A 26,000-nucleotide genomic window follows, 5' to 3' on the forward strand; every position below is an offset into this window, starting at 1 on the left:
CATGCCCCTGAGCGAATTCTTCGTGCTGTATCCCCTGGCTTTCGTGCTCGTTGCAGCACTGCTCGGCCTGATCATCGGCAGCTTCCTCAACGTGCTGGTGTGGCGCCTGCCGAAGATGCTCAACCGCGAATGGCGCCTGCAGGCTCACGACCTGCTGGGCCTGCCGGCCGAAACCCCTGGCCCGGTCTACAACCTGATGCTGCCACACTCCCAGTGCCCGCACTGCGGCCATCGCATCCGCGCCTGGGAAAACATTCCGCTGCTCAGCTACCTGATGCTGCGCGGCCGCTGTTCGGGCTGCGCCGCGCCCATCGGCAGGCGTTACCCCCTGACCGAATTGGCCTGCGGTGCGTTATCGGCGTTCGTCGCCTGGCATTTCGGCTTTGGCTGGCACGCCGCGATGGTGATGGTGTTGACCTGGGGCCTGCTGGGCATGAGCCTGATCGACGCCGAGCATCAATTGCTGCCCGATACCCTGGTGCTGCCGTTGTTGTGGCTGGGTTTGATCATCAACAGCTTCGGGCTCTTCGTGTCCTTGAACCAGGCGATGTGGGGCGCGGTGGCCGGCTATCTGGCGCTGTGGTCGGTGTTCTGGGTGTTCAAGCTGATCACCGGCAAGGAAGGCATGGGCTACGGGGATTTCAAGCTGCTGGCGATGCTCGGCGCCTGGGGTGGCTGGCAGATCCTGCCGCTGACGCTGCTGCTGTCGTCGCTGGTGGGCGCCGTTGTCGGGGTGATTGTGCTGCGCTTGCGTGATGCCCCGGGGTCGACGCAGATCCCCTTTGGACCCTATCTGGCCATTGCCGGCTGGATTGCCTTGCTCTGGGGTGGTCAAATAACCGACTTCTATTGGCAGTCTGTCGGTTTTTAATGAATACCTCAGTGAAAAAACCCTGGATTCTCGGCCTGACCGGTGGCATCGGCAGCGGCAAGAGCGCGGCGGCCCAGCACTTTATCGACCTGGGCGTGCACGTCATCGACGCCGATCATGCGGCGCGCTGGGTGGTCGAGCCCGGGCGCCCGGCCCTGGCGAAAATCGCCGAGCACTTCGGCCCCGGCGTATTGCAGGCCGACGGCGCCCTGGACCGGGCGGCGTTGCGCAAGCTGATCTTCGAGAATGCCGATGAACGCCGCTGGCTCGAGGCGCTGCTGCATCCGCTGATCGCCGAGGAAATCGCCCATCATCTGGCCCAGGCACAATCGCCCTATGCGATCCTGGTATCGCCGCTGCTGATCGAGTCAGGGCAGTACGCCACGACCCAGCGGATCCTGGTGATCGATGCGCCGGAACAATTGCAGATCGAACGTACGTTGCAGCGCGACCAGACCAGCGAACAGCAGGTCCAGGCGATTCTCAAGGCCCAGTCCAGCCGCCAGGATCGCCTGAGCCATGCCGACGACGTGGTGGTCAATGATCGCGACCTCGCCTGGCTGCACAGCGAGGTCGAGCGCCTGCATCACTTTTACCTTACTTTGCGTGGAGGCCAATCATGAGCCAGACCCCAACCGTTGATTGCCCAACCTGCGGCGCCCCTGTGGAATGGACCCCGGAGAGCAAATTCCGGCCGTTCTGCTCTGACCGCTGCAAGCTGATCGACCTCGGCGCCTGGGCGTCGGAAGAACACAAGATTCCGGTCAGCCCCGACGCCGAGGACGAGCTGTTCAGCGAAGACTTCGAGCCTCGCTCACATCATTAAGGCCGCATGAAACCGTAGTCCTGTTCATCGTCGAGGTTCTCCGCCAGGAAACTCAACTCATCGGCCAGGTCTTCAGCGCTGCGCACTGTCTTGCTCTGTTGCACGATCGCACTGAGCAAGGCGCGCAGGCTCAAGCCCGGGTCAAAACCGATCTCCATTGCGGCATCGTGGCTACGCCTGATCTCTTGTCTCGCCCACTCATAAACACTCATGGTTGTGCTCCTGGAAATTTTCCAAAGCATGAAGGGCGTGTGGTGGTGCAGCCTTGACGTGAATCAAGGCTTGTCATCATCGTTCCACGGCGCCGACAGGTAGCGCGTGCGGTTGAAGGTCTCCAGCCATTCGGGACTGAACACCACCAACGCGCTGATCACCATGCCGTTGATGAAGGCCTCGGGGAAGATGATCAACCAGAGGTAGCCGACAAAATCTTCCAGCCAGTAAGGCATGGCGAATATACCGTCGTACCACAGCAGGCCAAGCCCCAGCAGCAGGCACGCCAACGCCGAAAGCGCGGCCGCGAGAAAACCCGAACAGAAGATATACACGAACAGATTGCGCGGCTGGGCGCGCTCCACCAGGATCGCGCAGCACTCGGTGACCAGCACCGGCAACAGGATCAGCAGCGCACCGTTGACCCCTACCGCGGCCATGTCCTGACGGCCCAGCAGTACCAGCACGAGCTGCGCGCACAAACCACCGAGGATTGCCAAGGGCCAGTCCAGCAACAGCGTCACGGCAGTCATGCCGATGAAGTGATACGAGACACCCGTATCGAAATCCCGGCGCACCAGCCACAGCATGAACAACGCCAGCACTGTGCCGAACAACAGGTGCTGGCGACGGCTGTCGGTGAACAGCTCGACCCACGGTGCCCGTACCACGGCCCAGACCAACACCGGCACATACATCAGCCAACCGGCCGCCAGGGTCTGCGGTGAAAGCAGTTCGGCACCGATCATGGGCTACTCCTGCGAGAACTTGAACGCCGTCCGTGCGCTACTCGATAGCGACACTTCCCGGCTGTTGTACCAAGGCCATTGCAAACTTACCAAAGCCTACCGACCAATCCGAATAGTCATTCTCGTGCATGAAGATGAAAACGTCTTGCGGACGAACCTGGGCTTGAACCCCGAGATTGTCCGCGATTTTTTTGTAGAGCTCGCGCTTCATCGCATCACTGCGGCCCCTGCGCATCGTAATCTCAATCACGATCAAATGGTCTGAACGAGCCACACCGTTAAACGTGCTGCTGTAGAAAAACTGTTCAGGGTCGTAGTCCGTGACCAGGTTGAACAATTCATCCTCGGGCATACCAATGCTCTCGACCAGCGCTTGATGTATGCCATCGACGATGCGCTGACGTTGTTGCTGGCTGGTGCCCTTGATGACGGCGGTACGAACGAATGGCATGTGAGGTGCTCTCAATTTGATAGGGAATGCCCCTCAATCCTGGCGACCCGGAACAGTCGGCAAACACTGCAGGAACTGGGGAATTCTGCAAAATCCGCGCGATACCTGATATCGATTTATACGCGCGATGTAATTGAGTTAAAGTCACTTTATGAAACGTCGCCTCCCCCCATTGAATGCACTGCATACCTTCGAGGCCGCTGCCCGACTGGGCAAAATGATCGCGGCCGCCGAGGAGCTGTCTGTCACGCCTGGCGCCGTGAGTCGCCAGGTACGCCAGCTGGAGTTGAGTCTTGGTGTGGACCTGTTCGAAGGCCCAAAAAACAAACCTCAGCTCACCGCAGCCGCAAGAGAACTGCTGCCGGAACTAACGGCCGCACTGGATCAGATCGAGGCTGCGGTGAGCAGGATCCGAGACACGGCGACAGGCACCTTGGACGTGTCCTGCTTCAGCACGTTTACGGTCAAGTGGCTGATACCGCGTCTTTTCGACTTCAATACGACTTACCCAGAGATCAAGATTCGCCTGAGCTCACCGGTTCATGGGAGCGATCCGGGCCGGGATCGCTATGACGTGATGATCACGGCTGAACAGGGCATCGTGGGCGAACCAAAAAACACCGTCCGGCTATTTCCTGAACGATTGGGCGTCGTGTTGTCGCCCACCTTATCGGCGCGTATTCAATTAACCGACTTGGGCTCGATTTTCAGCCATCCCCTCCTGCATACCAAAACCCGTCCGGATGCCTGGGCAAACTGGGGGGATGCGATTGGACACCAGGCCACGGCGCCGGCCGGGCTGGAATACGAGCATTATTACTTTACGTTGGAGGCGGCGATTGCCGGGCTGGGGATTTGTGTCGCCCCGTGGCATCTGGTGGCTGACGACATTCGTCTTGGCCGCCTGGTGGCACCGTTTGGGTTTCGCCCGAGTCGCTACGTCTATGTCGCCAAGCGCAGCGCGCAGCAGAGCAAGAAGTTGGATTTGTTTTGCGCTTGGTTGGCGTGTCAGGCTGAACAGGATGATCTATTGGGTCCTGCCTGGGGGTAATGCTGTTCACTTGAGCGGTTATCGGAGATTGGGCCTTCCATTCTGAGGTCTGTTTCAGCGTAGGTGTGTATATCCGTTTCTGCGGTAACGGCTGCTTATGGTTCCGCTCTTACAGCGGGTCACTTTCGAAAAGCGCGAAAGTAACCAAAGCGCTTCTGCCCCACCACTCGGTGCCTCGCTTAGGCTCGGCATGCCTGAACGAAGGCATTGCTCCGTGGGCCGCCGCGAAGGGCCATCCATGGCCCAGCGCGGCTAACCCGGCATCCATGCCGGGTTGCCCACTGCGCAATACCTTCGTTCAGCCAGCGTGGTTAATGGGGCGCCGAGATCAACGTCCACCGCGAGGCGGCCTGGTAGCCGACCTGGTTCTTGGTGGGACCGCGTTTTTCCTGTGGGAGCGAGCTTGCTCGCGATAGCGGTGGTGCAGTTTACGGTGATGTTGGATGTGCCGGCCTTATCGCGAGCAAGCTCGCTCCCACAGTTTTTTGTATCGTATGTAAATGTTGTGAACATCCGAAAATCCCTGTGGGAGCGAGCCTGCTCGCGATAGCGGTGGTGCAGAGGCATAGAGGCTCGACCCCTTGCTTTAGGCTCCAAGTGAATAGCATTACCTGGCCTGAGCGGAAATTTGCTCCCATCACAGCAGCTTTATTTTTTTTGATCACATTTGAACGCTAAGCTTGGGCTCATGGATGACTCCGATTACTTACGCCTGCTGACCATCGCGGCCGAGCAAGCCAACGCCTTTCTCTCCAATGCCCGCAAATGGGAGCGTGAGCGTTGGGTCTGTCAGCGCCTGCTGCAAGGGCTGAACGTGCCTTATCGCGCCGACGAGTTCGCGCCGGCCGGCGAGCCGCCGGACGTGTTGTTTCGCGATGCCAATTTCGAGGTGTTTTTTGTGCTCGACGAAGGTCGACGCCTCAATGACGAATGGCGCGATGAACTGCAACGCCGCCGCAGCGCCTTCTCCCTGAGCCAGCTAGTGCGTCGCGAGGCCAAGCCACGGCGGATCCCGGCCAATGAGTTCCTGATGCGGCTGGCCCCGACCCTGCGCAAGAAAGCTCACAACTACACCGAGCGCGGCATGGACCTGGGTGACCTGGACATCATCGCCTTCGCCAGCCTCAAGCGCGAAGTGCTGGACCTCAACAGTCACTTCCCACCGCCGACCGAATACCTGCGCCAGGGCTGGCGCTCGCTGTCACTGGTGGGGCCGACGTTTGCCCGGGTACTGTTCGCCCACCCCGACGCGCCGGACTTCCTGCGCAGCAACCTGGGTCGCAGCATCGTGTTCGATGTCGGGATCAGCCTGTGAGCCCACTGCAGGAACTGATTGCCGCTGTGCCCCAGCAAGGCCGCGTACGCTGGATTGGCGTACGACCCCAGGGCCATGCACCCATGATCGAACTGGACGCCGTGGAAGCCCGCCTGGAGGCTGGATTGACCGGCGATCATGCCCGCCCCGGCGTGCGCAATGCGCGGCAAGTGACGCTGATCCAATGGGAGCACCTGGCCGTGATCGGCTCGCTGATGGGCCGCCCCGAGGGCCGGCCCCTGCTGCCACAGGAGCTGCGACGCAATATTGTGGTCAGCGGCATCAATCTGTTCAGCCTCAAGGGCCGGCGCTTTCGCATTGGCCAAGCCATTTTCGAAACCACCGGCTGGTGCCAGCCGTGTGCCCGATTGGAGCGAAACCTCGGCGAAGGTACGTTCCAGGCGGTACGCGGCCATGGCGGAATCACCGCCCGGGTGTTAAAAAGTGGAATCATTCGCCTGGACGACAGCCTGATCGTCGAACCCGTTCCGGCGAGCGGCTACGCTGCTTTCAATGCCGGCTAGCCGGACGCTGTAACGTCTTCACATTCCGCAACGTCTACCTGACGAGGCCTTTTATGACCAGCCGCCTGAACCCAGAAGACCAGAAGCATGTCGAAGAGTACCTGCAACTGTCCCAGCACCGAGTCGAGCGCCGGCCTTTCCGGCCGTGGATGCTCCTGGTGGTGGTACTGGCCGTGACCATCGGCCTGGGCCTGTTGAGCCGACTGATCAGTTACCTGACGCTATGAGCCGCGTTTCGCTCGCTCGGGTAACGGCACCGATTTCCTTTAGCCTTGCGAGATATCCCCATGACTCATCGTATTGTCATCGTTGGCGGCGGCGCCGGCGGTCTGGAGTTGGCTACCCGTCTGGGTAAGACTCTGGGCAAGCGCGGCACGGCCAGTGTGATGCTGGTCGACGCGAACCTGACCCACATCTGGAAACCGCTGCTGCACGAAGTGGCCGCCGGCTCCTTGAACTCCTCCGAAGACGAACTCAACTATGTCGCCCAGGCAAAATGGAACCACTTCGAGTTCCAGCTGGGGCGCATGAGCGGCCTGGACCGCGAGCGCAAGAGAATCCAACTGGCCGCCACCTATGACGAGACCGGCGTCGAGCTGTTGCCGGCCCGGGAACTGGGCTACGACACCCTGGTGATTGCCGTCGGCAGCACCACCAATGACTTCGGCACCGAAGGCGCGGCGCAGCACTGCCTGTTCCTCGACACTCGCAAACAAGCCGAGCGCTTCCATCAGCAACTGCTTCATCACTATCTGCGCGCCCACGCCGGGCAGACCGATATCGTCGAGCGCATCAGCGTCGCCATCGTCGGCGCCGGTGCGACCGGGGTCGAACTGGCCGCCGAGCTGCATAACGCCGCCCACGAACTGCATGCCTACGGCCTGGACCGGATCAAACCGGAGAACATGCACATCACCCTGATCGAAGCGGGCCCACGCGTCTTGCCGGCCCTGCCGGAGCGTATCGGCAGACCGGTGCACAAGACTCTGGAAAAACTCGGGGTCAACGTCATGACCAACGCCGCCGTCAGCCAGGTGACCGCCGACAGCCTGATTACCGCGGATGGCAAAGTGATCGACGCGAGCCTGAAAGTCTGGGCCGCCGGGATTCGCGCCCCGGACTTCCTCAAGGATATCGACGGGCTGGAGACCAACCGGATCAATCAGCTGCAAGTGCTGCCTACATTGCAGACCAGCCGCGACGAGAACATCTTTGCCTTCGGCGACTGCGCCGCCTGCCCGCAACCCGGCAGCGAGCGCAACGTCCCGCCCCGCGCCCAGGCCGCGCACCAGCAGGCCTCGCTGCTGGCCAAGTCCTTGAAACTGCGGATCGAGGGCAAGGCCCTGCCCGAATACAAATACACAGACTACGGCTCGCTGATCTCGCTGTCGCGGTTCTCGGCGGTGGGCAACCTGATGGGCAACCTGACCGGCAGCGTGATGCTCGAAGGCTGGCTGGCGCGGATGTTCTACGTGTCGCTGTACCGCATGCACCAGATGGCGCTGTACGGCATGTTTCGCACGGCCATGCTGATGCTGGGCAGCAAGATCGGGCGTGGGACTGAGCCTCGGCTGAAGTTGCACTGAGGCCTTACTGACGATCGTTCCCACGCTCTGCGTGGGAATGCAGGCCGGGACGCTCCGCGTCCTTTGTGACGCAGAGCGTCACTGGATTCACTCCCACGCAGAGCGTGGGAGCGATCATCCCTTCATGTCCCTTCAATAATCAAACCTGAAACCGCTGCACCATCGTGCGCAGCGAGTTCGCCAGCTGCGACAACTCATGGCTGGACGCGCTGGTCTGGTCCGCGCCGGACGCCGAGCGCACCGACAAATCACGAATGTTCACCAGGTTGCGATCCACCTCGCGGGCCACTTGCGCCTGCTCTTCGGCGGCGCTGGCGATTACCAGGTTGCGTTCGTGGATTTCATTGACCGACGCCGTGATGGTCTGCAACGCGTCCCCCGCCCGCTCCGCCATGGCCAGGGTACTGGCGGCACGACTGGAGCTGGCCTGCATGGAGTCGAGTGCCTGGGTGGCACCGCTGCGCATGCCCTGGACCATTTGCTCGATTTCCTGGGTCGATTGCTGCGTGCGATAAGCCAGCGCCCGCACCTCATCGGCCACCACCGCAAACCCACGCCCGCTCTCACCCGCCCGGGCCGCTTCGATGGCCGCGTTGAGGGCCAGCAGGTTGGTCTGCTCAGCGATGGCGCGGATCACGTCCAGCACCTTGCCGATATCCTGCGATTGGTTGGCCAGGGATTGCACCAGGCCGCCAGTCACTTGCACGTCGCTGGCGAGAGCGCCGATGGCGTCGACCGTGTCGCTGACCCGCTGCTGCCCAAGGGACGCCGACTCACTGGACTGACGCGTGGCATCGGAGGTGGAAACCGCATTGCGCGCGACTTCTTCCACGGCAGTGGTCATTTCGGTGACGGCGGTGGCGGCCTGTTCGATTTCGTTGTTCTGCTGTTGCAAGCTTTGGGTGCTGTCGAGCGTGACGGTGTTCAGCTCATCGGCTGCGGTGGCCAGTTGCGCGGCCGAAGCGCTGATGCCCTGCAACGTCTCACGCAGATTCTGCTGCATGGCCGCCAACGCCTTGAGCAAGCGGCTCACTTCGTCGTTGCCATGGGTCTCGATTGGCCGGGTCAGGTCACCCCGGGCGATGTTCTGCGCAGCATTGAGCGCCTCACCCAAGGGTTTGACGATACTGCGCGTAAGCAGCATGGCCAGGGCCACCGTGGCCAGGGCGGCGAGCACAACGAACAGGCTGACGATCATGCGGGAATTGGCGTAGTGCTCCTGGGACTTCTGACTCTCGATGGACACCTGCTTGGAGAACAGCTCCGCCAGGTCGTTGAGCTGTTTGCCGGAACCGTCCACCACGGTCTTCATGTCCACCAGCAGCAGCTTGATCAGCTCGTCCCGACGCCCTTGTTCGGCCAGGGTGAAGGATTGGGCGATACCCGTACGGTAAGCGGCGAAGGTTTGCTTGAACTGGTCATAAAGCGCCTTGCCTTCAGGCGTCACGACGAGCTTTTCGTAGGCCGCAATTTTTTCGCTCAGTTCCTTGTCGCGCGTGTCCATCTGCCCGCGATACACCGCAACGTTCTTCGGGTCCTGGTCCAGGGCCATGCGCAGGGAAATGGTGCGGATCCGCAGCATCCACTCGCGGATCTCATCACCGCCGCGAATGCTCGGCAGCCACTGGGTTTCCACCGCGACTTCACTGTCACGAATACTCGACATCTGTCCCAGCGCGAACACCCCGAGCAACGCCACCAGCACGGCGATCAAGGCAAAACCCAACGCGGCACGAGGGGCGATATTCAGCTGACGAAGAACCATAGGGAATGCCTTTTTTTATTGTTGGCCTGAAGTGGGGCAAGGCCCCTGTCGGCGGGTTATCGGCAAGTTGTACGATGTCTTAAGTCCAATCCACTTTATCGCAGGCAAAAAAAATCCCCGTATCTTTCGATACGAGGATTTTTAATATGGTCGGGGTAAGGGGATTCGAACTCCTGACATCCTGCTCCCAAAGCAGGCGCGCTACCGGACTGCGCTATACCCCGGTAAAAAAAAGGCGACCTTTGCAAGTCGCCTTCTCGATCAGCGCTTTTGGCCTCTGATCTTAAGATTCGATTCCAGCGAGCTGGTTTCAAAAATGGTGGGTCGTGTGGGATTCGAACCTACGACCAATTGGTTAAAAGCCAACTGCTCTACCAACTGAGCTAACGACCCAAAAATGGTCGGGGTAAGGGGATTCGAACTCCTGACATCCTGCTCCCAAAGCAGGCGCGCTACCGGACTGCGCTATACCCCGATTGAAATGGCTCCGTGACCAGGACTCGAACCTGGGACCCAATGATTAACAGTCATTTGCTCTACCGACTGAGCTATCACGGAACTGATATTTCAAGTTGCAACGTTGAAGCTAGCTTCAACCTCTTCTACCCTTACGCATCGCTGCGTTCGTGTGTCTGAGGCGCGCTATTCTACAATCTTAAAAACCTCTGTCAACCCCTTAAATTGCTTTCAAGACAATGATTTGCAACTTATTTTGGATTCCTTCTCAGCGAGAAGTAACCCTTGGGGTAACTGACTGCGGGGCGCACTTTACAAGCCTTTTCCTTTGAGTTCAACGGCCTGATGAAAAAAATGGCCTCGCCAAGCAAACACGCCCTGTGGCAAGCGATGGACTGTGTAGGAGCTGCCGAAGGCTGCGATCTTTTGATCTTTCGCTTCAGACCCTGGCGTCAGAGGAAAGATCGCAGCCTCGTTGCACTCGACAGCTCCTACACAGCTCCTACAGCACCCTCCAGCGGGAGCAAGCTCCCTCGCCACAAAAGCCCAGTCAATCGGCTCAGTTGAAGACGATTTCGTCGTTCTCCACCGTACCGGTCACGGTTTCGCCCGGCATGAAGCGACCCGACAGGATCAACTGCGCCAGCGGGTTTTCGATCCAGCGCTGGATCGCCCGCTTCAGCGGCCGTGCGCCATAGACCGGGTCGTAACCCACCGCAATCAGCTTGTCCAACGCCTCGCCGCTCAACTGCAGTTTCAGCTCACGTTCGGTGAGGCGACTGCGCAGGCGACCCAACTGGATCTCGGTAATGCCGGCAATCTGATCACGGGCCAATGGCTCGAAGATCACCACTTCGTCGACCCGGTTGATGAACTCCGGCCGGAAGTGCGTAGAGATCGCGTCCATCACCGCCGCGCGCTGCGCCTCGCGGTCGCCCACCAGTTCCTGGATCTGCGTCGAGCCCAGGTTGGAGGTCATCACGATCACCGTGTTGCGGAAGTCCACCGTGCGCCCGTGGCTGTCGGTCAAGCGACCATCCTCCAGCACTTGCAGCAGGATGTTGAACACATCCGGGTGCGCCTTCTCGACCTCATCGAGCAGGATCACCGAGTACGGCTTGCGACGCACTGCCTCGGTCAGGTAACCGCCCTCTTCATAACCGACATAACCCGGTGGCGCACCGATCAACCGTGCCACGGAATGTTTCTCCATGAACTCGGACATGTCGATGCGCACCATGGCCTCTTCAGTGTCGAAGAGGAACTCGGCCAGCGCCTTGCACAGCTCGGTTTTACCGACACCCGTAGGGCCGAGGAACATGAACGAACCGCTCGGCCGGTTCGGGTCCGACAGCCCGGCACGGGAACGGCGCACGGCGTTGGACACCGCCACCACCGCCTCTTCCTGACCGATCACGCGCTGGTGCAGCAGGCTTTCCATCTTCAGCAGCTTGTCACGCTCGCCTTCGAGCATTTTCGAGACCGGAATGCCGGTCCACTTGGAGACCACTTCGGCAATCTCTTCCTCAGTGACCTTGCTGCGCAGCAACTGGTTTTCGCTCTTGCCATGCTGGTCGACCATTTGCAGGCTGCGCTCCAAGTCCGGGATCACCCCGTACTGCAGCTCGGCCATGCGGTTGAGGTCGCCCTTACGACGGGCCGCTTCCAGTTCCTGGCGGGACTGTTCGATCTTCTGCTGGATCTGCGCCGAGCCCTGGACTTCGGCTTTCTCCGAGTTCCAGATTTCCTCGAGGTCGGAATACTCACGCTCGTGACGAACGATCTCTTCCTGCAACCTTTCCAGACGCTTCTTCGCCGCTTCGTCGCTTTCTTTTTTCAGGGCCTGGGACTCGACCTTGAGTTGAATCAGGCGCCGCTCCAACCGATCCAGCACTTCGGGCTTGGAGTCGATTTCCATGCGGATGCGGCTGGCGGCCTCGTCGATCAGGTCGATGGCCTTGTCCGGCAACTGACGGTCAGTGATGTAGCGGTGGCTGAGCTTGGCCGCCGCGATAATCGCGCCATCGGTGATCGCCACCTTGTGGTGAACTTCGTAGCGTTCTTTAAGGCCGCGCAGGATGGCGATGGTGTCTTCCTCGCTCGGCTCCTCCACCAGCACTTTCTGGAAGCGCCGCTCAAGGGCTGCGTCCTTCTCTATATATTGGCGGTACTCGTTGAGCGTGGTCGCGCCGACGCAGTGCAACTCGCCACGGGCCAACGCGGGCTTGAGCATGTTGCCGGCGTCCATCGAGCCTTCGCCCTTGCCCGCACCGACCATGGTGTGCAGTTCGTCGATGAACAGGATGATCTGCCCTTCCTGCTTGGACAGCTCATTGAGCAGCGCCTTGAGCCGCTCTTCGAACTCGCCACGGTACTTGGCACCGGCGATCAAGGCGCCCATGTCCAGGGACAACAGGCGTTTACCCCTGAGGCCGTCCGGCACTTCGCCGTTGATGATGCGCTGGGCCAGGCCCTCGGCGATGGCGGTTTTACCCACGCCTGGCTCACCGATCAGCACCGGGTTGTTCTTGGTGCGGCGTTGCAGCACCTGGATCGTGCGGCGGATTTCATCGTCGCGACCGATCACCGGGTCGAGCTTGCCTTCCTCGGCGCGCTTGGTCAGGTCGACGGTATATTTGTCCAGCGCCTGGCGCGACTCTTCGTGGTTGGCGTCGTTGACCGCTTCGCCGCCACGCAGGTTGTTGATGGCATTTTCCAGGGCTTTCTTGCTCACGCCCTGGCCGAGCAACAATTTGCCGAGCTTGCTGTTCTCGTCCATGGCGGCGAGCAGCACCAGCTCGCTGGAAATGAACTGGTCGCCCTTCTGTTGGGCCAGGCGATCGGCCTGGTTGAGCAGCCGCGCCAGGTCCTGGGACATGTTCACGTCACCGGTGGGATTCTGGATCTTGGGTAACTGGTCGAGTTCCTTGGCCAGCTCTTTGCGCAGGCTGTTGACGTCAAAGCCGACCTGCATCAGCAGGGGCTTGATGGAACCGCCCTGCTGTTCGAGCATGGCCTGCATCAAATGCGCCGGTTCGATACCGGGATGGTCCAGGCCGACGGCCAGGGACTGGGCATCGGACAGCGCCAACTGTAATTTGCTGGTTAAACGATCAATACGCATGGGTCACCTTCCTAATGAGCAGGCCGGACCGTGGAAACATCCTGAATGAAGAAACCTGCCAGATACCGTTATAGATGTGGTCGATTCTGGAAGATTCAAGCCGGGCGCCCTTGATACAGATCAGAGAAGTCTAGCGTTCGATCCAGATCAGCGAAGCGAAGCGACCGGTGCGCGGGTTGCGGCGGTAGGAAAAGAAACGAGGGTCGGTCACGGTGCAGAGGCCGCCACCGTAGACGGCCGTGACACCTCGTGCGGCCAGGCGCAGCCGGGCCAACGCGTAGATATCGGCCAGGAACTTGCCGGCGTTGGGGCTCGCGACGAAGGCTTGGGCGGCCTGGGGCAGTTGCGCGATGAAGACTTTACGCACTTCCGGCCCGACTTCAAACGCTGGCGGACCGATGGCCGGGCCGAGCCAGGCGAGGATTTCATCCGCGGGCACGGCAAGGCTGTCGAGGGTGGCTTCCAGCACGCCGTTCGCCAGCCCGCGCCAGCCAGCATGAGCCGCCGCGACGCGAGTACCGGCACGGTTGCAGAACAGCACAGGCAGGCAGTCCGCCGTCATCGCCGTGCAGGCGATACCGGGCGTGTCGGTCCAACTGGCATCGGCGGTCGCCACCTGGGCCGGATCAGCCTCGACCACGGCAATGCCGTGGACCTGCTGTAGCCAGGCCGGGGTGATGGCGAATTGATCGGTGAGGCGACGGCGGTTTTCGGCGACGGCCGCAGGATCGTCGCCCACATGGTCGCCCAGGTTGAGGCGGTCGAACGGCGCCAGGCTGACGCCGCCCGCACGGGTCGTGACGCAGGCCTTGACCCGGGCCGGCGCGGGCCAGTCGGGTGTCAGCCAGTCACTCATCCGATGAACGCCTCGCGGTCCTGCTTGAGCAACGTCAGCAACCAGACGAAGTCATCCGGCAACGGAGATTCCCAGCTCATGCGTTTGCCGGTCGTCGGATGATCCAACTCCAGGAAACGTGCATGCAACGCCTGGCGCGGGAAATTCTTCAGCGATTCGACCATGGTCTGGCTGGCAGCCGGCGGAATGCGGAAACGACCGCCGTAGGCCGGGTCGCCCACCAACGGGAAGTTGATGTGGGCCATGTGCACACGGATCTGGTGGGTCCGGCCGGTTTCCAGCTTGACCCGCACATGGGTGTGGGAACGGAAACGCTCGAGCACGCGATAATGGCTGATCGCCTGCTTGCCGCCCTCCATCACCGCCATGCGCTGGCGCTGCTGGCCGTGACGACCGATGGGGGCGTTGATCTTGCCACCGGCGGTGACGACCCCGATCACGATGCATTCATAGATGCGGCTGACGCTGCGGCTTTGCAGCTGTGTGACCAGCTGTGTCTGCGCCTGGATGGTCTTGGCCACCACCATCAGGCCGGTGGTGTCCTTGTCCAGGCGATGGACGATGCCGGCACGCGGCACATTGATAATGTCCGGTACGTGGTGCAGCAAGGCGTTGAGCAACGTGCCGTCGGCATGGCCAGCGGCCGGGTGCACCACCAGGCCCGCAGGCTTGTTGATCACCAGGATGTCATCGTCTTCATAGACGATGTCCAGGGCGATGTCCTGGGCGACCCATTCTCCCTGGGCCTCCTGTTCGGCAGTCAGTTCAAGAATGGCACCGCCGTGGACGATGTCGCGCGGACGGATCACCGCCCCATCCACAGTCAGGCGGCCGTCCTTGATCCAGGCGGAAAGGCGCGAGCGAGAGTGCTCGGCAAAGAGTTGTGCGGCGACTTGATCGAGGCGTTGGCCGCCCAATTCGGACGGCACCTCTGCGCGAAGTTCTATTTTATCGGACATGCTCGGACTGGGCGTCGGCACAGCCTTTGGTTTCGGCTGCGCGCTTGTGGTTAAATACGGCGTCTTTTGCCCCGAGGCTTTCAACGGGGCGCTCATCATAACAGGACGGCCCCGCCCAAGACAGCGGCCGTCATAGGGACGCAAGCCGCCATGCAAGTGAAACACCTGCTGCTGATCGCCATCCTCGCATTGACTGCTGCTTGCTCGTCGAAGGAAGTCGTAGACGAAAACCTGAGCGAAGTCGAACTGTACCAACAGGCGCAGAACGACCTGGATAACAACAGCTATACCAGCGCCACCGCCAAGCTGAAGGCGCTGGAGTCGCGGTATCCGTTCGGGCGCTACGCCGATCAGGCCCAGTTGGAGCTGATCTACGCCAACTACAAGAACGCCGAGCCGGAAGCCGCCAAGTCCGCCGCCGAGCGGTTCATTCGCCTGCACCCGCAGCACCCGAATGTCGATTACGCCTATTACCTCAAGGGCCTGACCTCCTTCGATCAGGACGTTGGCCTGCTGGCGCGTTTCCTGCCGCTGGACATGACCAAGCGTGACCCGGGCGCCGCGCGCGACTCCTACAATGAGTTCGCCCAACTGACCAGCCGCTTCCCCAACAGCCGCTACTCGCCGGACGCCAAGCAGCGCATGATCTACCTGCGCAACCTGCTGGCCTCCTACGAAATCCACGTGGCCGACTACTACCTGACGCGTCAGGCCTACGTCGCCGCCGCCAACCGTGGCCGCTACGTAGTGGAAAACTTCCAGGAAACCCCTTCGGTGGGTGATGGCCTGGCCGTGATGACCGAAGCCTACCAGCGCCTGCACCTGGACGAACTGGCGGCCACCAGCCTGGAAACCCTCAAGCTGAACTACCCGGATCACCCATCCCTGGTCGATGGCCAGTTCACCCCACGGGTCGACGAAGCGGACAACCGTTCGTGGCTGAGCAAGGCGACCCTGGGCCTGATCGAGTCCCGTCCACCGCTGCCGCCAGGCGAGACACGCGCCAACCAGGACGTACAGCGCCAGTTCCAGGATGCCAAGGAAGCCATCCCGAACGAACTCAAGCCTAAAGATGAAAATGGCGACGTGATCGAGGAAGAAGAGCCTGAAAGCGAGTCCGGCGACCGCTCCTGGTTCAGCCACCTGACCTTTGGTCTGTTCGACTGAGACCAAGGCATTCAAAAAAGGGAGACCCGACGGTCTCCCTTTTTTGTGCCTGGGTTTTATTGCGCTGTGCGCCGTTCCTGTCCTTGGCTAAACTGCCTGATCTCTAGCCAAAAAGCCGCCCATCATGCTTCGTCTACTGTTCTGGATCGCCCTGATTGCCGCCGCGGTATGGTTCTGGCGCAAGTTCAAGAGCACCTCCTCCGCGCCGAACGCTCCCCGCGAGCAGGATGCACCGCCCATGGTTCGCTGCGCCCATTGCGGCGTACACCTGCCCCGTGACCGGGCGCTGGCCCTCGAACAACAATGGTATTGCAGCCAGGCTCACCTTGAGCAAGGCCCGGGCACTCGTGAGCGCTGAGGCCTCAAGCCCACGCGAAAAACAGGCGCAGCGCCTGCTGCGTCTCTATCACCTCTATCGTCTGAGCATCGGCATCACCCTGGTGCTGCTGATCTCCAGCAAACTGGACAACCGCCTGCTGGAGTTCGCCAATGACGACCTGCTGCGCAGTGGCAGTTGGTTGTACCTGGTGCTGAATATCCTGCTGGTGGTGTTCCTGGAGAACACCCGCCGCCCTGCCCGGCTGTTCGGCCTGGCCCTGACTGACGTGCTGCTGCTCTCGTGGCTGTTCTTCGTCGCGGGCGGTGTGCCCAGTGCCATCGGCAACCTGCTCATTGTCTCGGTGGCCATCGGCAACACGCTGCTGCGAGGCCGCATCGGCCTGTTGATCGCGGCCGTCGCCACCCTTGGCATCGTCGGTTCGAGTTTCTTTCTTGGCTTGAGCGACTCGAACCGTCCCAGCAGTTATTTGCAGGCTGGCACCCTCGGGGCACTGTGCTTTGCCGCCGCGCTGTTGGTGCAAGGCCTGACCCGACGCTTGGAAGCCAGCGAAACCCTGGCCGAGCAACGGGCCAGCGAGGTGATAGGCCTGGAAGCGCTCAACGCCCTGATTCTGCAACGCATGCGCACCGGCATCCTGGTGCTTGACCGTGAGCGTCGGGTGCAATTGGCCAACGAAAGCGCGCTGAACCTGCTGGGCATGCACGACCTGGCGGGCCAGCAGCTCGACGATTACTCCACCGCCCTGGTCGAACGCATGCAATTGTGGCGAAACAACCCCAGCCTGCGCCCTTCCAGCCTGACCGTTACCGGCACGGGCCTGACCCTGCAACCGAGCTTCATCGCCTTGGGGCATCAAGATCAGCAGCAGATCCTGGTGTTCCTTGAAGACCTGGCCCAGGTTGCCCAGCAGGCCCAGCAGTTGAAACTCGCTTCCCTCGGGCGCCTCACTGCTGGCATCGCCCATGAAATCCGCAACCCCTTGGGCGCCATCAGCCACGCGGCGCAATTACTGCGCGAATCCGAGGAACTGAACGACGCGGATCGGCGTCTGACGCAGATTATTCAAGATCACTCCCAACGAATGAACCGCGTCATTGAAAACGTCCTGCAGCTGTCTCGCCGCCAGCAAACCACCCCCCAACGCCTCGACCTGCGGACCTGGCTCGACCAGTTCGTCCGGCAGGCCCGCGAAAGCATGGCCGAGCACCAGCACTTGCACCTGAGCATCGACCCGGGTGACTACACCACGCTGATGGACCCCGACCAGTTGACCCAGGTACTCGACAACCTGCTGCGCAACGCCTGGCGCCACAGCGCCATGGCCCACGAACAGGCCGAGGCCTGGCTGAAACTGTTCATCGACCCCCACAGCCAGCTGTCCACGCTGGACATCATCGACAACGGCCCCGGTGTAACCCCCGAGCAGCAGGCGCATTTGTTCGAACCCTTCTTTACCACCAGCAGCCAGGGCACCGGCCTTGGGCTCTATCTGTCCCGTGAGCTGTGCGAAAGCAACCAGGCCCGCCTAGACTTCAAACCACGCCAAGGCGGCGGTTGCTTTCGCATCACCTTTGCTCACGGACGGAAACAGATTTGAATAATCGCTCACGGCAACGAATCCTGATCGTCGATGACGAACCGGACATCCGCGAACTCCTGGACATCACCCTGGGCCGGATGAAACTCGACACCCGCAGCGCCAAGAACCTTGCCGAGGCCCAAGCCCTGCTGGCGGGGGACACCTTCGACCTGTGCCTGACCGACATGCGCCTGCCCGATGGCACCGGCCTGGAACTGGTGCAACACATCCAGCAACGCTACCCCCAACTGCCCGTGGCGATGATCACCGCCTATGGCAGCCTGGAAACCGCCATCGACGCCCTCAAGGCTGGCGCCTTCGACTTCCTGACCAAGCCGGTAGACCTGGGTCGGCTGCGGGAGCTGGTCACCAGCGCCCTGCGCCTGCCGCCGGTCGCCACGCCAGGCACCACCCTCGAGCGCAGCCTGCTGGGCGACTCGCCGCCGATGCTCAGCGTGCGCAAGCAGATCGAAAAACTCGCCCGCAGCCAGGCACCGGTGTACATCAGCGGGGAATCGGGCTGCGGCAAGGAGTTGGTCGCCCGTCTGATCCACGAACAAGGCCCCCGGGCCAACCTGCCCTTTGTACCGGTCAACTGTGGGGCAATTCCCACGGAGCTGATGGAAAGTGAGTTTTTCGGCCATCGAAAAGGCAGCTTCAGCGGCGCCATCGAGGACAAGCCCGGGCTGTTCCAGGCTGCCCATGGCGGGACCTTGTTCCTCGATGAAGTGGCCGATCTGCCCTTGGCGATGCAGGTCAAGCTGTTGCGAGCCATCCAGGAAAAAGCCGTGCGCGCCGTTGGCGGCCAGCAGGAAGAAGTGGTGGATGTGCGCATCCTCTGCGCCACCCACAAGGACCTGGACGGCGAAGTCGCCGCCGGGCGCTTTCGCCAGGATTTGTATTACCGGCTGAACGTCATCGAACTGCGCGTCCCGCCGTTGCGCGAACGCCGCGAAGACATCGAGCTGCTGGCCAATCACATGCTTCAGCGCCTGGCAGCCAACGCCGGTAGTCCACCGGTCAAGTTGCATCCCCAGGCGTTGGACGCTCTCAGGAATTACCGCTTCCCGGGCAACGTGCGGGAACTGGAGAACATGCTTGAACGGGCCTACACCCTTTGCGAACAGCAGCAGATTGAAGCGGATGACCTGCGCCTGGCCGAGGGCAATAGTACTACTGAGGCAGGCAATCCCGATTTGATGCAGGTCGACAACCTGGAGGATTACCTGGAAGACGTTGAGCGCAAGCTCATCCTCCAGGCGTTGGAGGAAACCCGCTGGAACCGCACGGCGGCGGCGCAGCGGCTGAAGTTGTCGTTTCGGTCGATGCGGTATCGGTTAAAGAAGCTTGGGCTGGATTGAGCCACGGTTTTGAAACTCACGCTTACCCCTGTGGCGAGGGAGCTTGCTCCCTTGCCACAGGTTCGGCGTTCACCCTCTGTAACGCCGCTCTCTAGCCCTCCGGCACAGGTACCCGCTCGTCCAGAACACGATTGGCCAATAATTCACTCAACTCAATCAATTGCTGTACCCCCAAGGCGATATGCCGCCGCGAGCCTTCAAGCTCAAAAGCCAGGTCGCTGATTGTTGCGTTGGCGGAAGCCAGGGTTTCGCTGAGGTTGGTGAGGAGGCATTCGGTGTCGATGCCGGCCACGACAGTGAATAACTGGTTTGAGGCGGGTTTCTTTTTGGTTTCGGGCTTTGGGCCGAGGTAATAGTCGAGGGCGCGCTTGGCGGCTTCATCAAGCCCTTTGGGGTTAAGGCTGGAGTCAGGAGAAGCGTTATTGGTTTCTGAAGGTGGTAGGGATTTGTCACTCATTGCGGTACTCCAAAGAGGGAATGGATTACCAAGTTTTCGGGCCGCGACGCCCGGACGCTGAATTGGCAGCGACGGGAAAAGGTTAGCCAGAGTTCTTCCCACCCGGCAACCGCCAGAACTCGTCGGAAAATTCTTTTTGAATCAGATTTTTGTCCGACCATTCCCACAAAGGGTGGTTGGCTGTGAGGGCGGTGTGTATATCCGTTTCTGCGGTTACGGCGGCTTAGGGTTCCGCCCTGACGGCGGGTCACTTTCGAAAAGCCCGGAAGCCGGCCCAGTCGAAAGTAACCAAAGCGCTTTTGCCCCACCACTTGGCACCTCGCTTTGGCTCGGTGTGCCCTCACTCCGGCATTGCTCCGTGGGCCCGCCGCGAAGGGCCATCCATGGCCCAGCGCGGCTATCCCGGCATCCATGCCGGGATGCCCACTCCACAACGCCTGCGTTCGGCCAGCGTGGTTAACGGGGCGCCCGAGATCAACGTCCACCGCGAGGCGGCCTGATAGCCGACCTGGTTCTTGATGGGGACCGCGTTCCTCCTGTGGGAGCAAAGCTTGCTCGCGAAGGCGATGGTTCAGTCACATGAATGTTGGGCTTGCTGGCCTCATCGCGAGCAAGCTCGCTCCCACAGGAGGCCCGGGCGCACATGAAATTTTGTGTCTACTGAATGAAGATCCAATGTGGGAGCGAGCTTGCTCGCGATAGCAGTGGGTCAGCTTGCATCAGCGTTGGATGTGCCGCCGCCTTCGCGAGCAAGCTTTGCTCCCACAGGTCCTGCTCAAACAGATCTGATGGGTGTACGACCAGGAGAACCAGGTCGGCTACTAGGCCGCCTCGGGGCGGACGTTGATCTCGGGCGCCCCGTTAACCACGATGGCCGAACGCAGGCATTGCGCAGTGGGCACCTCGGCATGGATGCCGAGGTAGCCGCGCTGGGCCATGGATGGCCCTTCGCGGCGGCCCACGGAGCAATGCCGGAGTGAGGGCATGCCGAGCCTAGGCGAGGCACCGAGTGGTGGGGCAAGAGCGTTTTGCTTACTTTCGACTGGGCCGGCTTCCGGGCTTTTCGAAAGTGACCCGCCGTCAGGGCGGAACCCTAAGCCGCCGTTACCGCAGCAATGGATATGTACTCGATCAACAAGGCCAACTGTAAGGCCGCCATCGCGAGCAAGCTCGCTCCCACAATTGGATCTGAGTATAGGAACAGTATCAAAGCCGGACCTTACAAGCGCCCCGCCGGCGCATACGGCGCAGGATCAATCACCGGCTCACGCCCTAACATCAAATCCGTAAACAACTGACACGACGCCGGCGCCAACACCAACCCATTGCGATAATGCCCACAGTTCAACCACAGCCCCGCAACCCCCGGCACCTCGCCGATATAGGGAATGCCCTCAGGCGAGCCTGGCCGCAACCCAGCCCAATGCCCAACCACCTCGGCACCGCCCAACGCTGGAATCAACTGCTGTGCCGAAGCCTTCAGGCTCTCCAGCGCAGTATCGGTCGGGGTCTTGTCGAAGCCTTCGCGCTCCAGCGTACTGCCAACCAGAATATGCCCATCACGACGCGGAATCGCATAACGCCCCTTGGCCAGGACCATGCTCGACAGAAAATCCGACGCGCACTTGTACAGAATCATCTGGCCCTTGACCGGCTCGACCGGCAACTTCAAGCCCAAGGTCTTGAGCAACTCGCCACTCCAGGCACCGGCGGCCAGCACCACCTCATCGCCACGAATTTCACCGGCAGAACTGTGCACACCTACCACGCGCCCGCCGTCACGAATGAACCCGCTGACTTCGCAATGCTCATGAAGCGTGACGTTCGGCATCGCCAGCAACGCAGCCTTGAGGGACTTCACCAACCGCGGATTGCGCACGTTGGCCACGTCGGCCATGTAGATCGCTCGGGAAAAACCCGCGCCCAGCACCGGCACGGCATCGTGGACAGCCGAGATATCCACAGCCCGCATCGGGCGGCCTTCCCGTTCGGCCCAGGCCAGCGCTTCGTCCTGATCGTCCAGGTCCAACCAATACAGACCGGTGACATGCACTTGCGGATCGATCCCGGTAGTGGCGAACAAGCGCTCGCCCAGCTGTGGATAAAAATCCTGCGACCAATGGGCCAGCGCCGTGACCGCCGGGCTGTAGCGCCAGGGGTACAACGGCGACACGATACCGCCGCCAGCCCAGGACGATTCCTGGCCGACACTGGAACGGTCCAGCAGCACCACACGTTGCCCTTCGGACGCCAGATTGAACGCCGTCAGCAGGCCGATGACTCCGCCACCGACAATCACCACTTGCTGTTGCCTGGTCATGTTCTGATTCGACTCATAAGACAGAGGGCACAAGGCTGCACCCCAAAAAAAGAAACTCAGCGGCCCCAGCAATCCTTGGCGGTCAGCCCGGCAGCCTGGTTGACCACGTCTCGCGTGCCCGTGTTGTTGATCCTGAAATCACCGCACTTGTCCGTCGCCATGGACGAACCGCTCTTGCGCACGGCGATCAGGGTGAAGCTCTGGTCCGCCAGCGTCGGGGTAATGGTGTAGAAATCGTTACCGCCGCTCAGGCCGGTCGCATTGGTGTAGACGTTATTCTTCGAGTAATAGCGCTCGAGAATCTGCGCCTGCTCCGATAACAGCCCGGCGATTTCGGTACGCCGGCCCTTCTTCATGTATTCGGTCAGGCTCGGATAGCCGATGGTGATCACGATACCGATGATCGCGATCACGATCATGATTTCGATCAAGGTGAAACCTCGGTTGGATCTGCGCATGCCTTGCCTCTTCTATTGTATTTGCCGCCACATGATGCGGCGGCTGCCGCCGACGGACTTGCCCACCAGGTCGGTGATACCACCACTGGAGTCGTTCACGATCATGTTAGTGGCGCCGTTGGCACTGACGACGGCGCTCAGGGTCGGGATGCCGCCCGTGAACACCACACCGGCGGAAATCGTGTCGAGGCTGGTGAGCGAACCATCGTTGTTGGTATCGAGTACCGCATAGTTGAGCATCTTACCGTTGAATGCATCCAGTTCGATCAGTTTGCCGGTACCGAAGCTGGCGCAAGGGTCGGTGGTGTCCACGGCGGCCGTGGTAAAGACTACCCGCCCAAGCACCAGGTTGGCCGGGTTGATGACCCGCTCTCCGGTCAGCACATTGTTGTACACCAAAGGCAGGTACCAGCCCTTCTTCGTCGTATACGTCACGTCGGTCTGGCTGGTGGTCACGAACTGCCCCGTGCTGCCTGAAAACACCCCCGTGATCGACTGGGCCTGCAGGCTCGACACAGTGATTTGCCCTGCGCCGCCGGTGGCGTCCCAGATCGAATAGAACGCCTGTAGATCCTTGTTGAGCTTGTCTGCCGCTTCGTTGAACTTGCCGGTGCCGAAAAACACCTGGGTGCCACCCTGGGGGTTGTCTGCCAGCAGTGGCTGCACGGTGATCGGCTGGGTTGCCCCACCGGGTGCGGTGAACAACGGCTGGCCAGCAAACGCCATCCCCCACGCGGTCGGAGAGGTACCACTGAGGTCGAACTTCCACATCCGTCCCTTCAGGTCGCCGCCGTACGCGGACTGCACCACGTTCTGGGAGTTGACCCGCAGCTTGACCGACGACAGGCCGTTATCAGTCTCGCTGCTGTTAATGACGATTTTTTTGATCAGCGAACCGTCGCGGATATCCACCACATACAACGCCGCCACACCACTGTTGCTGCCATAGCCATTGCCGATGAACGCCGCCCAGCGACCGTCCGCCAGGCGCGCGACTTCAGGGCGTGCGTAGGCGTAGCCCAAGTCATTGAAGACGTTAGCCGTGTTGGCAACGGTGGGAGCGCTGATTTCCCACAACGCCCGCAACGCATTGCCCGCCGCCGCATCGAACAGTTGCACCGCATAGAACGTCTTGCCGCCAGCCCCCGTTCCGCCAAGGGCGACGGTCTTCCAGGCGCTGCCCGATTGCACATCGAACACGCCGACCTGCCCGTCCACCAAAAACTGATGGCTCACGCCATTGATGTAGTTGATGTCGGCGATATCTTCCAACGAGGACAGCACGCTCGAAGGCATATAGGCATAGCGCCGCGTGCCATTGGTGCTGTTGATGACGCTGAAGAAGCCGTCATTGGCATTCACCACCAGGTTGGCATTCATGTTCGTTGCCTTGGTCGCCAGGTAGGTGCTGTAGCTGGTGTCGTTGAGTAAATCCGCAGCGGTCTGGTCATTGGGCGATGCCAGCACCAACGGCGAATTGATGATGTCCCCCAGCAACACACTGCGTACCTTCAGGCCGGTTTTATTGACGCCCTTGCTCCACTCCACCAGGTCATTGCCGGTGATCCCCGTGGGCAGGTTCTGGCTGAGGCTGGTTTGCTGGGCCGGCGAAAAGTTGCCATAGGCCAGGGTCACCGGCACATTGGTCGCGGTGTTCCAGGATTGATAGATCGGCGCCGTGGCGCTGGGCACGATGGCCGTGTCGGTGGTCCATTGCACCGCTGCCGTGTTGACCGTTCCGGTCGAGTTGAAGCCGAACGCCTTGATGGTGCCGCGCCAATCCTTGGGATCATAGGTGGTCTGGTAGTAGCTGGAGGTGCTGGACAGTGTCGCGGCATTGGTCGTGCCGCCGCCCCCGGAGCCGGCCTTGGAAGTGATGTCGCTCAAGGCCGATGACAGCGCTGAGTTCAGGCCTTCGCTGTCGGTCGCCTGGTAATACTTCCCGGTGCCGTAGCGGGCAGCGTCGGACAACATCGGGTTGGCGGCGGTAAAACCCACGGTATAGGTATTGAGGTATTGCCGGGGAAAATCCGTGGCGTTCCAGCTCTTGCCGGTGGCGTCGGTGCCGGTGGTGCGCATGTCGATATCGAAAGCGAACTTGGCGATGTCGTCCAGGTAAAGCGTGTCGCCCTCGCCATCACCATTGAGATCGTCGCCATCGTTGTTGATGCCATCCCAATTCGGCAACCGGGCCAAGCCCTGCGGGTCGTTGGTGGGAAACGTTCGGTCAAAGGTGGGCAAGCCGTCGGTGATCACTACACCGAAGTTCTTCTGGCAACGGTACTGGATCGGGCTGGTGTAGGTGGCCGGTGTGCTGTTGTAGTACGGCGCCATTCCCCTGAAATAGCGGGTGACTTCGTAATAGCTCTCGGCCAACGGTGTATTGGCGACCGCACCCAAGGCGTTGATCGCGTTGATCAGGGCGCTGTAGTTGCTGTTGGCCTGGGTCTGGGTCACGCTGCCGCTGACCGGTGACAGGTCGCTGATGGCGCGAGCGATGTAGCCCCCGGGGCCGGAGTTGCTGAAATTAGGTGGATTGAACGTGGCGAGGCCAATACGCAGGGCACGGTTATTGGCGACCAAGTCGTTGGAGACATCCCGTGCCACGTTGATTCGATAGTCGGTGGGGATAGTGCCGGTGGTGAAGTCCCGGCTCGAGCCGTTGGCCAGGGTCACCAGATACGCCAGGTATTGGGCCGTGTATCGAGTGTCCCCATTACCCACCGGATCGGGTAGCTTCAAGCATACCCGACCGAGGTTGGGTCGATAGAAACCATACCAACCGCTCGAACAGCCCCCACGGAACAGGCTCGCCAGCAAAACATTGCCATCGGTCATATCCAGCTCAAAGACGCTGCTGCAGTTATTCGAGGCGCTGCATCCGTATGTGCGCACCTGAGTGGCAGAGGGATCAAACCCCGCCGCCCAGATAATGTTGTTCATACTCCCCGAATCATCGATCAGCAGCATCACGTTCGGCGTGACGGCAGCCGCACTCAACAGCGGTGAATCCGAAGGCGTGAAGGCATAAGCCGGGGCCATCAGGTAAAGGCTGAGCAACACCCCCCACAACATCGCTATCCAGCCACGGCGAGCCTCAGTATTTCGCATAGATGCTCTCCACCACGCTGCGCTGGTTATTGCCCACCACCGCCACCGCCGTGATCCGGTACAGCGTCGCCGAGGTATTGACCGGCACGTTGACCGCAGCAAGTGTAGTGCCGATGTTCTGCACGCCATAAAACCCGCCGGCAGCGGCAACCCAGAGCACCCCGGACGACGAATTGCGCCCCGCCGCAGTGATGGTCGCCGACTCGGCCGGCGGCGCGCATTGAGTCGCGGTGGTGCAGACCGCCAGTGAATAGGTCTCGACCTGCACCGCACTCTCACCCATCCTCAACGCAGCCTCGGCGATCTGGAAGGACTGGTTGCGTTGCATGACGCTGCTGGTCATTTTTTCCTGAAGAGTGGCGCTCTGCATCGACGACAGGCCGATCAGCGTCAGCAGCAACAGGAAAACCAGGCTGACCAGCAGTGCCATGCCACGCTGGCGATGCTTGAGATCCATCGAG

Annotated in this window: 26 protein-coding genes, 4 tRNA genes and 1 pseudogene; 13 read left to right on the top strand and 18 right to left on the bottom strand. The window is 61.0% G+C overall.

From position 1 onward, the window contains the following. Position 1: 1 nt before the first annotated feature. Genes QMK47_RS24965 through yacG form a run of 3 tightly spaced genes read left to right on the top strand, consistent with a single transcriptional unit; the run spans position 2 to position 1,697 of the window. Positions 2–871 (top strand): prepilin peptidase, encoded by an 870-nt coding sequence (locus tag QMK47_RS24965; RefSeq protein ID WP_253469458.1) that lies wholly within the window; start codon positions 2–4, stop codon positions 869–871. Continuing rightward, positions 871–1,494, top strand: a complete 624-nt coding sequence (gene coaE / locus QMK47_RS24970; protein WP_258689400.1) for a dephospho-CoA kinase — start codon at positions 871–873, stop codon at positions 1,492–1,494. Before QMK47_RS24965 ends, coaE begins: the two co-directional genes overlap by 1 nt. Beyond that, complete coding sequence (gene yacG, locus QMK47_RS24975) at positions 1,491–1,697, top strand: DNA gyrase inhibitor YacG (protein WP_214512608.1); 207 nt, start codon at positions 1,491–1,493, stop codon at positions 1,695–1,697. The genes coaE and yacG overlap by 4 nt, the downstream gene beginning before the upstream one ends. Here yacG and QMK47_RS24980 read toward each other — a convergent pair. From QMK47_RS24980 to QMK47_RS24990, 3 genes are all read right to left on the bottom strand, one after another. Beyond that, on the bottom strand, positions 1,694–1,909 hold the full coding sequence (locus QMK47_RS24980; RefSeq protein WP_053125334.1) for a hypothetical protein: 216 nt from the start codon (positions 1,907–1,909) through the stop codon (positions 1,694–1,696). The two genes, yacG and QMK47_RS24980, sit on opposite strands and share 4 nt — an antisense overlap. Positions 1,910–1,972: 63 nt before the next feature. Next, on the bottom strand, positions 1,973–2,659 hold the full coding sequence (locus tag QMK47_RS24985; protein ID WP_258689401.1) for an energy-coupling factor ABC transporter permease: 687 nt from the start codon (positions 2,657–2,659) through the stop codon (positions 1,973–1,975). 37 nt (positions 2,660–2,696) lie between these two features. Further along, positions 2,697–3,110, bottom strand: a complete 414-nt coding sequence (locus QMK47_RS24990; RefSeq protein WP_253469466.1) for a tautomerase family protein — start codon at positions 3,108–3,110, stop codon at positions 2,697–2,699. A 151-nt stretch (positions 3,111–3,261) separates the two neighbouring features. Here QMK47_RS24990 and QMK47_RS24995 point away from each other — a divergent pair, with 151 nt between their 5' ends. From QMK47_RS24995 to QMK47_RS25015, 5 genes are all read left to right on the top strand, one after another. After that, the gene (locus QMK47_RS24995; RefSeq protein ID WP_258689402.1) at positions 3,262–4,161 is read left to right on the top strand and encodes a LysR substrate-binding domain-containing protein; all 900 of its coding nucleotides are present in this window, start codon (positions 3,262–3,264) and stop codon (positions 4,159–4,161) included. Between the two features lie 688 nt (positions 4,162–4,849). Beyond that, a complete protein-coding gene (locus QMK47_RS25000) occupies positions 4,850–5,476 on the top strand; it encodes a DUF1780 domain-containing protein (protein WP_003205682.1) in 627 nt (208 codons plus the stop codon). Continuing rightward, positions 5,473–6,000, top strand: a complete 528-nt coding sequence (locus tag QMK47_RS25005) for an MOSC domain-containing protein (protein ID WP_253469472.1) — start codon at positions 5,473–5,475, stop codon at positions 5,998–6,000. The genes QMK47_RS25000 and QMK47_RS25005 overlap by 4 nt, the downstream gene beginning before the upstream one ends. A 53-nt stretch (positions 6,001–6,053) precedes the next feature. Continuing rightward, positions 6,054–6,227, top strand: a complete 174-nt coding sequence (locus tag QMK47_RS25010) for a DUF3094 domain-containing protein (RefSeq protein WP_003205686.1) — start codon at positions 6,054–6,056, stop codon at positions 6,225–6,227. Positions 6,228–6,287: 60 nt separating this feature from the next. Next, positions 6,288–7,586 (top strand): NAD(P)/FAD-dependent oxidoreductase, encoded by a 1,299-nt coding sequence (locus tag QMK47_RS25015; RefSeq protein WP_320389466.1) that lies wholly within the window; start codon positions 6,288–6,290, stop codon positions 7,584–7,586. 139 nt (positions 7,587–7,725) lie between these two features. Here the strand turns inward: QMK47_RS25015 and QMK47_RS28840 are convergent, their stop codons facing one another. The 9 genes and pseudogenes from QMK47_RS28840 to rluD all read right to left on the bottom strand — a co-directional run bounded on the left by QMK47_RS28840 (position 7,726) and on the right by rluD (position 14,746). After that, the gene (locus QMK47_RS28840) at positions 7,726–8,589 is read right to left on the bottom strand and encodes a methyl-accepting chemotaxis protein (protein ID WP_413817785.1); all 864 of its coding nucleotides are present in this window, start codon (positions 8,587–8,589) and stop codon (positions 7,726–7,728) included. Continuing rightward, positions 8,581–9,351 (bottom strand): annotated as a pseudogene (locus tag QMK47_RS28845) (MCP four helix bundle domain-containing protein); the annotation flags it as partial. The gene QMK47_RS28840 and the pseudogene QMK47_RS28845, both read right to left, overlap by 9 nt. Before the next feature lie 147 nt (positions 9,352–9,498). Then, positions 9,499–9,575, bottom strand: a tRNA-Pro gene (locus tag QMK47_RS25025). A 93-nt stretch (positions 9,576–9,668) separates the two neighbouring features. Further along, positions 9,669–9,744 (bottom strand) — tRNA-Lys (locus tag QMK47_RS25030). A gap of 5 nt (positions 9,745–9,749) precedes the next feature. Continuing rightward, positions 9,750–9,826: transfer RNA gene (locus QMK47_RS25035), tRNA-Pro, on the bottom strand. A gap of 7 nt (positions 9,827–9,833) precedes the next feature. Next, a tRNA-Asn gene (locus QMK47_RS25040) sits at positions 9,834–9,909 on the bottom strand. A 457-nt stretch (positions 9,910–10,366) separates the two neighbouring features. Further along, the gene (gene clpB, locus QMK47_RS25045) at positions 10,367–12,931 is read right to left on the bottom strand and encodes an ATP-dependent chaperone ClpB (RefSeq protein WP_214512602.1); all 2,565 of its coding nucleotides are present in this window, start codon (positions 12,929–12,931) and stop codon (positions 10,367–10,369) included. Positions 12,932–13,061: 130 nt separating this feature from the next. Next, on the bottom strand, positions 13,062–13,787 hold the full coding sequence (gene pgeF, locus QMK47_RS25050; protein WP_320389468.1) for a peptidoglycan editing factor PgeF: 726 nt from the start codon (positions 13,785–13,787) through the stop codon (positions 13,062–13,064). Next, positions 13,784–14,746, bottom strand: a complete 963-nt coding sequence (rluD, locus tag QMK47_RS25055) for a 23S rRNA pseudouridine(1911/1915/1917) synthase RluD (RefSeq protein ID WP_320389469.1) — start codon at positions 14,744–14,746, stop codon at positions 13,784–13,786. Before rluD ends, pgeF begins: the two co-directional genes overlap by 4 nt. A 150-nt stretch (positions 14,747–14,896) precedes the next feature. Between rluD and QMK47_RS25060 the strand changes: the two genes are divergently transcribed. From QMK47_RS25060 to QMK47_RS25075, 4 genes are all read left to right on the top strand, one after another. Continuing rightward, positions 14,897–15,913, top strand: a complete 1,017-nt coding sequence (locus QMK47_RS25060) for an outer membrane protein assembly factor BamD (RefSeq protein ID WP_320389470.1) — start codon at positions 14,897–14,899, stop codon at positions 15,911–15,913. A 124-nt stretch (positions 15,914–16,037) separates the two neighbouring features. Next, positions 16,038–16,271, top strand: coding sequence for a PP0621 family protein (locus QMK47_RS25065; protein WP_014340265.1), 234 nt, complete (start codon positions 16,038–16,040; stop codon positions 16,269–16,271). Next, a complete protein-coding gene (locus tag QMK47_RS25070; RefSeq protein WP_320389471.1) occupies positions 16,261–17,850 on the top strand; it encodes a two-component system sensor histidine kinase NtrB in 1,590 nt (529 codons plus the stop codon). The genes QMK47_RS25065 and QMK47_RS25070 overlap by 11 nt, the downstream gene beginning before the upstream one ends. Next, positions 17,847–19,193: a sigma-54-dependent transcriptional regulator gene (locus tag QMK47_RS25075; protein ID WP_253469484.1), complete on the top strand. Its 1,347-nt coding sequence runs from the start codon at positions 17,847–17,849 to the stop codon at positions 19,191–19,193. The genes QMK47_RS25070 and QMK47_RS25075 overlap by 4 nt, the downstream gene beginning before the upstream one ends. Before the next feature lie 91 nt (positions 19,194–19,284). Here QMK47_RS25075 and QMK47_RS25080 read toward each other — a convergent pair whose 3' ends face one another. Continuing rightward, entirely contained in the window at positions 19,285–19,650 is a 366-nt protein-coding gene (locus QMK47_RS25080) for a DUF6124 family protein (RefSeq protein ID WP_253469487.1), read from the bottom strand. 311 nt (positions 19,651–19,961) lie between these two features. Between QMK47_RS25080 and QMK47_RS25085 the strand changes: the two genes are divergently transcribed. After that, positions 19,962–20,150 carry a nucleoid-structuring protein H-NS gene (locus QMK47_RS25085; RefSeq protein WP_253478679.1) on the top strand — a complete coding sequence of 63 codons (189 nt, stop codon included), beginning with the start codon at positions 19,962–19,964 and terminating at the stop codon, positions 20,148–20,150. Between the two features lie 321 nt (positions 20,151–20,471). Here QMK47_RS25085 and QMK47_RS25090 read toward each other — a convergent pair whose 3' ends face one another. The 5 genes from QMK47_RS25090 to QMK47_RS25110 form a co-directional block, all read right to left on the bottom strand. Continuing rightward, the gene (locus QMK47_RS25090; RefSeq protein WP_253478682.1) at positions 20,472–20,636 is read right to left on the bottom strand and encodes a hypothetical protein; all 165 of its coding nucleotides are present in this window, start codon (positions 20,634–20,636) and stop codon (positions 20,472–20,474) included. A 233-nt stretch (positions 20,637–20,869) separates the two neighbouring features. After that, the gene (gene thiO / locus QMK47_RS25095; RefSeq protein WP_258689405.1) at positions 20,870–21,970 is read right to left on the bottom strand and encodes a glycine oxidase ThiO; all 1,101 of its coding nucleotides are present in this window, start codon (positions 21,968–21,970) and stop codon (positions 20,870–20,872) included. A 56-nt stretch (positions 21,971–22,026) separates the two neighbouring features. Continuing rightward, the gene (locus QMK47_RS25100; protein ID WP_018600956.1) at positions 22,027–22,428 is read right to left on the bottom strand and encodes a type IV pilin protein; all 402 of its coding nucleotides are present in this window, start codon (positions 22,426–22,428) and stop codon (positions 22,027–22,029) included. Positions 22,429–22,440: 12 nt separating this feature from the next. Then, entirely contained in the window at positions 22,441–25,539 is a 3,099-nt protein-coding gene (locus tag QMK47_RS25105) for a pilus assembly protein (protein ID WP_258689408.1), read from the bottom strand. Beyond that, complete coding sequence (locus tag QMK47_RS25110; protein WP_258691273.1) at positions 25,526–25,996, bottom strand: PilX N-terminal domain-containing pilus assembly protein; 471 nt, start codon at positions 25,994–25,996, stop codon at positions 25,526–25,528. Before QMK47_RS25110 ends, QMK47_RS25105 begins: the two co-directional genes overlap by 14 nt. Positions 25,997–26,000: the final 4 nt, after the last annotated feature.

This window comes from Pseudomonas sp. P9_35 (genome assembly GCF_034008205.1).
In the GTDB taxonomy this organism is placed as follows: domain Bacteria; phylum Pseudomonadota; class Gammaproteobacteria; order Pseudomonadales; family Pseudomonadaceae; genus Aquipseudomonas; species Aquipseudomonas kilonensis.